The sequence below is a fragment of the Psychrobacter pasteurii genome (genome assembly GCF_900162815.1).
Lineage (GTDB): Bacteria > Pseudomonadota > Gammaproteobacteria > Pseudomonadales > Moraxellaceae > Psychrobacter > Psychrobacter pasteurii.
The window spans coordinates 1-2998 of the sequence record NZ_FUGD01000141.1; the positions used below are offsets into that span (position 1 = coordinate 1).

Sequence of the window (2998 nt, forward strand, 5' to 3'; positions counted from 1 at the left end):
TATTATCAGTTATATCGAGCTGTACTACAATCAGACGAGGATTCAAAAGGGTTTGGGCTATCAATCGCCAAGACAGGTGTGGTTTGATTATTATCGTCAAGCTGCGTAATTAAAATCTCCCAAGTTTATGTATACGGATTTGACGGCAGGGGTCAATAGTTTAAAACTTTTATATTTACGTGCGTTAGGACGTTACCTAGAAAAAATAAAAAACTTACACTGATTAAATTATTATGATTAAGTTTACTATTACCCTCGTCTTCTAAGTGTGGTTAGACCTTTGCCAAAATAGCTTAGTAGTAATAACAAGGTTATTATTATCAAGATAGGATAATTTCCCATAAGCATAAAGGGCGTGTTACCAACCCGTGCCTGTATCTCACCACGTAGTACAGTACGCTCAAACTGCGGTGCGCGTTTTACAATACGACCTTTATGGTTAATGATAGCGGTAACACCAGTATTGGTCGCTCGAATAAACCAGCGCCCGTTCTCAAGCGCGCGCATTTGTACCATTTGCAAATGTTGCAATGGTCCTGCTGAAGTGCCAAACCAGGCATCGTTAGAGACGGTCAACAAAAATTCAGTATCGATGGCATTTTTACGCGTGGTATCTGGATAAGCTACCTCATAACAGATAGCCGTCCCTATATTGTGTCCACGCACCTTTAGAGGTGACTGCTGATCACTACCACGACTATAGTTCTTAATATCCTGACTACCGGCCAAACTTGGGAAAATATCGAGCACGCCTTCAAATGGAATATACTCTCCAAAAGGCACTAGACGCTGCTTCTTGTATAGGCCTTCCGCTTCTACACCTCGAGCAATCACGCTATTGTAAAATGGGGGATACTTATCCGTACTGGCATTGAATGCCGCTTTATCCTTATAAGGGATACCAGTTATCCATGTCGTATTGGTCGCATTAGCCATTTCTATCATTTCACTAATAAAGCCCGCAGCCTCATCCTGAAACATAGGAATAGATGATTCAGGCCACACCACAACATCACGTCCCCACTCAGTGCGTGTTAACTTCGCATAAATCTTTAGCGTTTCTACTTGATACTTAGTCAGCCACTTTATATCTTGTGAAATATTACCTTGAATCAATGACACTGACAGATCAGGTGTGCCCTTAGGTTTTGTCCATTGCGGATTGACCAGCCATAATGATGTGCTAATGGCTAATAACAGTACAGAAACGATGGCATAACTACTGCGCCGAAGCAGTAGCTCTACTAAACTTGCAGCCAATAGTATGGCAACAAAAGAGACGGAAAAAACACCAGCAACGGGTGCTAAGGACGATAACCAATACTCTTCAGTAAATGCATAACCAACAAACAGCCACGGAAAGCCTGTGAATAACCAAGTTTTTAACCATTCTTGTAGCACCCAAAGAGCAGCAAATGAAAAGGGTTGTTTGCCTACCATACGGTTAAAGACTAGTGCTAACAATCCATGAAATAGTCCCATACCGAGACCCATCAATGCAATCATAATCAATGCGAGCCACGTTGGTGTATCGCTATAATCATGGATAGCAGTATAGAGCCAAAAGCCGCCGACGCACCATAGCCCCATACCGTAAGCTTCACCGATAATAAAAGCGCGACGACCACTCATACTTGTCACCAACAGCGCATATAAAATCGCTGGTGATACTATTGCTAGCGGCCAAAACCCATAAGGCGCTAGCGAAAATAAAAAAATAGCTCCTGCAAGCCATGCTGCTACTAGCGTAAGCGATAGCGGTAATTGATTTAAGTGAGTACTCAAACGCTTTTGTAGATTAATAGTAGACAAACGCATCGCAAATTATCCAAAATTATGAGCCTTGAATTTTTAATCAAAATCCAAAACTTAGATAGAGCCGTTAATACTACAGGCAGTATTTTAAAATAAAAACTGCTTATGATACCAGCCTGCACTGCTCAATGGATGAATTTATGTACTCCGTTTAATGGGTTATTATGCTACATTACCAAACGATATGAAGTGTTACTTGATCTTCTATAGCTCACAATACCTACAGTACATGAGAAAGCACTATGCCCCCCTTAAAAATAAAATCCAGTCTTATATGCAATCGTTATCTGTCTAAGGGGTTGCGTAGTACGTTATTATTACTGGCTGCCTCATCACTATTTGCTTGTAGCCAACCGAGTAGTGGCGTATCTGATGCAAGCACAACATCGGCATCAACTGAAGATGTTTTGGCTGTTCCAAAGACAGCTGAACCAAACGTTATAAATAATTCTATGATGACATCAGTAAGTAAACCAGACTTACTAAAAAACGTATCAGCCACTGTCTATAAAGATGCCAATTGCGGCTGCTGTAAAGAATGGATAAGTCATGCAGAAGATAATGGTCTAAGTGCAACCGCGCAAGATGTTGCGGACTTAGCCGTATTTAAAGAGCGCTACAGCGTTCCAAATGAAATGCGTTCTTGCCATACTGTAGTCACTACGGATGGTTACGTCTTTGAAGGTCATGTACCCGCTAAATATATGGCGCAGTTTTTAGAAAATCCGCCAGTACAAGCTATGGGTCTTGCCGTACCTGGCATGCCTATTGGTAGCCCAGGTATGGAGTATCAAAATAAATTCATGCCCTATCAGGTTATGCAGCTCAATAAAGACGGGACAACCCAAGTTTATGCTGATATTGAATCGGTAGAGCAGCAATTATAGTGTGTTAGCAGTTAAGAATACTTTGATTATAGTGTTAGCGTTAAAAGTAAATGAGGTAGGTATAAGACTGTTCTATTGCTTATAAAATGATTCTTCATCAAAAAATTCATTAGCTATTGCGACTTTAAAATTAAAAATAACTTTGAATTTGTAACTTTTGATGACAATGTAAGCGAATTTATCGGTTATTAACCCTTAAAATAGATAAATGACTAAGGGTTAATACAAGAATATACAGGATGTATCGAAACAATTACGTAATATTACATAAGCTAGTAGGGAATTAGCATCTATAT

Annotated in this window: 2 protein-coding genes; one reads left to right on the top strand and one right to left on the bottom strand. The window is 40.0% G+C overall.

Annotation, left to right across the window (positions count from 1 at the left end; translation table 11 throughout):
* Window positions 1-249: 249 nt before the first annotated feature.
* Window positions 250-1818: an apolipoprotein N-acyltransferase gene (gene lnt, locus A1232T_RS12365; RefSeq protein WP_077449698.1), complete on the bottom strand. Its 1569-nt coding sequence runs from the start codon at window positions 1816-1818 to the stop codon at window positions 250-252.
* Between the two features lie 239 nt (window positions 1819-2057).
* On the opposite strand from lnt, the gene A1232T_RS12370 reads away from it, so the two are divergent.
* Window positions 2058-2702, top strand: coding sequence for a DUF411 domain-containing protein (locus tag A1232T_RS12370; RefSeq protein ID WP_007394850.1), 645 nt, complete (start codon window positions 2058-2060; stop codon window positions 2700-2702).
* The last annotated feature ends 296 nt before the right edge of the window (window positions 2703-2998 follow it).